Annotated in this window: 3 rRNA genes; all 3 read right to left on the minus strand. The window is 54.8% G+C overall.

Features of this window, described 5'->3' with window-relative positions:
* Positions 1 to 52 precede the first annotated feature (52 nt).
* A 5S ribosomal RNA gene (gene rrf / locus LQZ87_RS15175) occupies positions 53 to 169 on the minus strand.
* Between the two features lie 122 nt (positions 170 to 291).
* Positions 292 to 3,398: ribosomal RNA gene (locus tag LQZ87_RS15180) — 23S ribosomal RNA — on the minus strand.
* 409 nt (positions 3,399 to 3,807) lie between these two features.
* A 16S ribosomal RNA gene (locus LQZ87_RS15185) occupies positions 3,808 to 5,332 on the minus strand.
* The 16S, 23S and 5S rRNA genes sit together here, the layout of an rRNA operon.
* Between the last annotated feature and the right edge of the window lie 262 nt (positions 5,333 to 5,594).

The raw sequence follows: 5,594 nt of genomic DNA on the forward strand, positions 1-5,594 counted from the left end.
TGTTAACGCAAAATGGCCACCCTGCTTTGGGTGGCCATTTTGACTAAAAGGAGTCCGGCGGTGTCCTACTCTCCCACAGGGTCCCCCCTGCAGTACCATCGGCGCTGTGAGGCTTAGCTTCCGGGTTCGGAATGTGACCGGGCGTTTCCCTCACGCTATGGCCGCCGAAACACTATTGATGTTTCAATCGTTGCATAACGAAAAGTTTGTGTTTTCGTTTGCGGTTCTCGACCGTACATCGAGAACCACTCAGTGGACGCGGAGCATCAGTGATTCGAACTGATGTGAGGTGTTATCAAGTCATCGGCTTATTAGTACCAGTCAGCTCCACACGTTGCCGTGCTTCCACATCTGGCCTATCAACCCAGTCGTCTACTGGGAGCCTCTCGGACACAAGGTCCATGGAAGTCTCATCTTGAGGCCGGCTTCCCGCTTAGATGCTTTCAGCGGTTATCCATCCCGAACGTAGCTAATCAGCGGTGCTCCTGGCGGAACAACTGACACACCAGAGGTTCGTCCAACCCGGTCCTCTCGTACTAGGGTCAGATCCTCTCAAACTTCCTACGCGCGCAGCGGATAGGGACCGAACTGTCTCACGACGTTCTAAACCCAGCTCGCGTACCGCTTTAATGGGCGAACAGCCCAACCCTTGGGACCTACTCCAGCCCCAGGATGCGACGAGCCGACATCGAGGTGCCAAACCATGCCGTCGATATGGACTCTTGGGCAAGATCAGCCTGTTATCCCCGAGGTACCTTTTATCCGTTGAGCGACAGCGCTTCCACAAGCCACTGCCGGATCACTAGTCCCGACTTTCGTCCCTGCTCGACCTGTCAGTCTCACAGTCAAGCTCCCTTGTGCACTTACACTCGCCACCTGATTACCAACCAGGTTGAGGGAACCTTTGGGCGCCTCCGTTACTTTTTGGGAGGCAACCGCCCCAGTTAAACTACCCACCAGGCACTGTCCCTGAACCGGATCACGGTTCGAAGTTAGATATCCAGAGTGACCAGAGTGGTATTTCAACAATGACTCCACGAATACTGGCGTATCCGCTTCATAGTCTCCCACCTATCCTACACAAGCCACACCGAACACCAATACCAAGCTGTAGTAAAGGTCACGGGGTCTTTCCGTCCTGCTGCGCGTAACGAGCATCTTTACTCGTAATGCAATTTCGCCGAGTTCGCGGTTGAGACAGTTGGGAAGTCGTTACGCCATTCGTGCAGGTCGGAACTTACCCGACAAGGAATTTCGCTACCTTAGGATGGTTATAGTTACCACCGCCGTTTACTGGGGCTTAAATTCTCAGCTTCGCCTTGCGGCTAACCGGTCCTCTTAACCTTCCAGCACCGGGCAGGCGTCAGTCCGTATACATCGTCTTGCGACTTGGCACGGACCTGTGTTTTTAATAAACAGTCGCTACCCACTAGTCTCTGCGGCCACCACGCCCTTTCGGAGTAAATCCTAATAAGCGGATGGCCCCCCTTCTCCCGAAGTTACGGGGGCATTTTGCCGAGTTCCTTAACCACGATTCTCTCGATCTCCTTGGTATTCTCTACCTGACCACCTGAGTCGGTTTGGGGTACGGGCGGCTAGAACCTCGCGTCGATGCTTTTCTCGGCAGCATAGGATCACCCACTTTTTATCCGCATCGTGTCTCAGCCATGTGACTCCCGGATTTACCTAAGAGTCGGCCTACGCACTTGCCCCGGGACAACCATCGCCCGGGTTGGGCTACCTTCCTGCGTCACACCTGTTAATACGCTAACCGCACCAGCATGGGGTCGTACGCTAGGCCTCACCCCATCACCCCGAAGGGATCCGGTCATGAGGATTCAGATACTTAGCACCACTGGATTAGCTTGGGCGGTTCTTCGCCGGTACGGGAATATCAACCCGTTGTCCATCGACTACGCCTGTCGGCCTCGCCTTAGGTCCCGACTTACCCAGGGAAGATTAGCTTGACCCTGGAACCCTTGGTCTTTCGGAGGACATGTTTCTCACACGTCTTTCGCTACTCATGCCTGCATTCTCACTCGTGTAGCCTCCACGGCTGGTTCACACCGCCGCTTCGCTGGCCACACGACGCTCTCCTACCCATCAACACGGCTGGACCACGAAGGCCTACCAATAATGTCAATGCCACAACTTCGGTGGCGTGCTTGAGCCCCGTTACATTGTCGGCGCGGAATCACTTGACCAGTGAGCTATTACGCACTCTTTCAAGGGTGGCTGCTTCTAAGCCAACCTCCTGGTTGTCACAGCAACTCCACATCCTTTTCCACTTAGCACGCGCTTAGGGACCTTAGATGGTGGTCTGGGTTGTTTCCCTCTCGACTATGAAGCTTATCCCCCACAGTCTCACTGCTGCGCTCTCACTTACCGGCATTCGGAGTTTGGCTGACGTCAGTAACCTTGTAGGGCCCATCGGCCATCCAGTAGCTCTACCTCCGGCAAGAAACACGCAACGCTGCACCTAAATGCATTTCGGAGAGAACCAGCTATCACGAAGTTTGATTGGCCTTTCACCCCTATCCACAGCTCATCCCCTCAGTTTTCAACCTAAGTGGGTTCGGTCCTCCACGCGCTCTTACACGCGCTTCAACCTGGCCATGGATAGATCACTTCGCTTCGGGTCTAGGACATGCGACTGAATCGCCCTATTCAGACTCGCTTTCGCTACGGCTACCCCACACGGGTTAACCTCGCCACATATCACTAACTCGCAGGCTCATTCTTCAAAAGGCACGCTGTCACCCCTACTAAGGAGGCTCCAACGGTTTGTAAGCAAACGGTTTCAGGTACTATTTCACTCCCCTCCCGGGGTACTTTTCACCTTTCCCTCACGGTACTTGTCCGCTATCGGTCATCTGGGAGTATTTAGGCTTATCAGGTGGTCCTGACAGATTCACACGGGATTTCACGGGCCCCGTGCTACTTGGGATACTCTCCACGCCAGAACACGCATTTCGACTACGGGGTTGGCACCCTCTATGACCGGCCTTTCAAGACCGTTCGTCTATACGCTTCTGTAACGTCGCCACCTCGGCAGAGATGACTGGTGAGTCCCACAACCCCGAACATGCAACTCCTGCCGGATATCACACACACTCGGTTTAGCCTGATCCGGTTTCGCTCGCCACTACTAACGGAATCGCGGTTGCTTTCTCTTCCTGTGGGTACTGAGATGTTTCACTTCCCCACGTTCCCTCTACCCGCCCTATATATTCAGGCGGGAGTCACTAGGTCGGCACGCCGCCCAGCGGGGTTTCCCCATTCGGACACCCTCGGATCAAAACTTGCTTATCAGTTCCCCGAGGCTTATCGCAGATTGCTACGTCCTTCTTCGGCTCCAGATGCCAAGGCATCCACCGTTTGCTCTTAAAGACTTGAAACAACATGAGTTCGAATCGTCAAAAATTGAAATTGACTAATGATCTTTAAGATCATCATTACAACGCGGCCCGAAGGCTGCGCTGAAGATGCTCGCGTCCACTGTGTAGTTCTCAAAGTACGGGCGGTACCCCCACCGCCTCACCAACCGGTGAACCAGAAAGGGGCCCAGAGGAGACAGTCCCGGCCCCACCTCCGAAGAAGCAGGGCTGGTTCCGGTCCCTCAGGACCCAACAGCGTGCATATGCCAGAATCACAAGCCCCCACTTTCCAACCGACCCGAAGGCCGGCGTACTAGCAGGAACCAGCTGCGCTGGCATCTTGTCTAATGTTCCACCCATGAGCTCCCAGCGAAGAACGTATGCCTTCGATCTGGGTTCTGGACACCCGGAGGTGTCAGATGCTCCTTAGAAAGGAGGTGATCCAGCCGCACCTTCCGGTACGGCTACCTTGTTACGACTTAGTCCTAATTACCGATCCCACCTTCGACAGCTCCCTCCCACAAGGGGTTAGGCCACCGGCTTCAGGTGTTACCGACTTTCATGACTTGACGGGCGGTGTGTACAAGACCCGGGAACGTATTCACCGCAGCGTTGCTGATCTGCGATTACTAGCGACTCCGACTTCATGAGGTCGAGTTGCAGACCTCAATCCGAACTGGGACCGGCTTTTTGGGATTCGCTCCACCTCACGGTATCGCTGCCCATTGTACCGGCCATTGTAGCATGCGTGAAGCCCAAGACATAAGGGGCATGATGATTTGACGTCATCCCCACCTTCCTCCGAGTTGACCCCGGCAGTATCCCATGAGTTCCCACCATTACGTGCTGGCAACATAGAACGAGGGTTGCGCTCGTTGCGGGACTTAACCCAACATCTCACGACACGAGCTGACGACAACCATGCACCACCTGTTTACGAGTGTCCAAAGAGTTGACCATTTCTGGCCCGTTCTCGTATATGTCAAGCCTTGGTAAGGTTCTTCGCGTTGCATCGAATTAATCCGCATGCTCCGCCGCTTGTGCGGGTCCCCGTCAATTCCTTTGAGTTTTAGCCTTGCGGCCGTACTCCCCAGGCGGGGAACTTAATGCGTTAGCTGCGTCACGGAATCCGTGGAATGGACCCCACAACTAGTTCCCAACGTTTACGGGGTGGACTACCAGGGTATCTAAGCCTGTTTGCTCCCCACCCTTTCGCTCCTCAGCGTCAGTTACGGCCCAGAGATCTGCCTTCGCCATCGGTGTTCCTCCTGATATCTGCGCATTCCACCGCTACACCAGGAATTCCAATCTCCCCTACCGCACTCTAGTCTGCCCGTACCCACTGCAGGCCCGAGGTTGAGCCTCGGGATTTCACAGCAGACGCGACAAACCGCCTACGAGCTCTTTACGCCCAATAATTCCGGATAACGCTTGCGCCCTACGTATTACCGCGGCTGCTGGCACGTAGTTAGCCGGCGCTTTTTCTGCAGGTACCGTCACTCTCGCTTCTTCCCTGCTAAAAGAGGTTTACAACCCGAAGGCCGTCATCCCTCACGCGGCGTTGCTGCATCAGGCTTCCGCCCATTGTGCAATATTCCCCACTGCTGCCTCCCGTAGGAGTCTGGGCCGTGTCTCAGTCCCAGTGTGGCCGGTCACCCTCTCAGGCCGGCTACCCGTCGACGCCTTGGTGAGCCATTACCTCACCAACAAGCTGATAGGCCGCGAGCCCATCCCCAACCAAAAAATCTTTCCAGTAGCTGACCATGCGATCGCTACTCGTATCCAGTATTAGACGCCGTTTCCAGCGCTTATCCCAGAGTCAGGGGCAGGTTGCTCACGTGTTACTCACCCGTTCGCCACTAATCCACCCAGCAAGCTGGGCATCATCGTTCGACTTGCATGTGTTAAGCACGCCGCCAGCGTTCATCCTGAGCCAGGATCAAACTCTCCGTAAAAAACAAAAAACAACGAACGCCGGAATAAGGCATCACGCTGCGAGTTTGAAACTGACCAAAGAGATGACATCATTGCTGACTTCATCCGAATGCCAACCCCCAAAGGGGCTGGTCTTTGATCCAAAGGAATCTCACCCCAACCAAAGGCTGGAGTCGAGGTTATTTGGCATTTGACAAGTGCACGCTGTTGAGTTCTCAAGGATCGGACGCACCCACGACCCAGTCATCACAACCAGGCCCGCAGGGCAACTTCTCAATCTTA

Origin of the sequence: Microbacterium sp. Bi121 (genome assembly GCF_918698005.1) — a bacterium.
Lineage (GTDB): Bacteria > Actinomycetota > Actinomycetes > Actinomycetales > Microbacteriaceae > Microbacterium.